This is a genomic window from Listeria rocourtiae subsp. hofi (genome assembly GCF_963575615.1).
In the GTDB taxonomy this organism is placed as follows: domain Bacteria; phylum Bacillota; class Bacilli; order Lactobacillales; family Listeriaceae; genus Listeria_A; species Listeria_A hofi.
Window position 1 is genome coordinate 1 of record NZ_CAUYTL010000098.1, and the last position, 380, is coordinate 380.

The 380-nt window shown below is 48.9% G+C and carries 1 protein-coding gene; it reads right to left on the reverse strand.

Features of this window, described 5'->3' with window-relative positions; genetic code table 11:
* The coding region (locus R8925_RS15880) for a hypothetical protein (RefSeq protein ID WP_430539466.1) at window positions 1-380 on the reverse strand (380 nt) is incomplete at both ends.

The window sequence follows — 380 nt, forward strand, 5'->3', positions numbered from 1 at the left end:
GGCGCTGTTGCTGTTCCTGCGTTATCAATGGCTTTCACGGAGAAGGTATCGCCGACCACACGCATCGCCGCTTTATCTGCTACATAGATTTTGTAGGTGCCTGTTGTGGCATCCACGGCACCGTAACGAAGTAGATTTCCTGCTTTGTCATAGATCGCTATCTTGCTCGTTGCTTTATCTGTTTTACCAGTGACATATTCTTGACCAGCGTAGTAAGGGTCAATCGTTGGTTGTGTTAGGATTGTACCTTGGACTTTGGCTGTGGTTGGTTGACTCGCATTCCCTGCTGCATCTTTGGCAACGGCTGTAAAATCCGTGCCGACGATTTTCATGTTGGCATTGTCGTTCACATAGATTCGGAACGTGCCATCTGCGGCCAC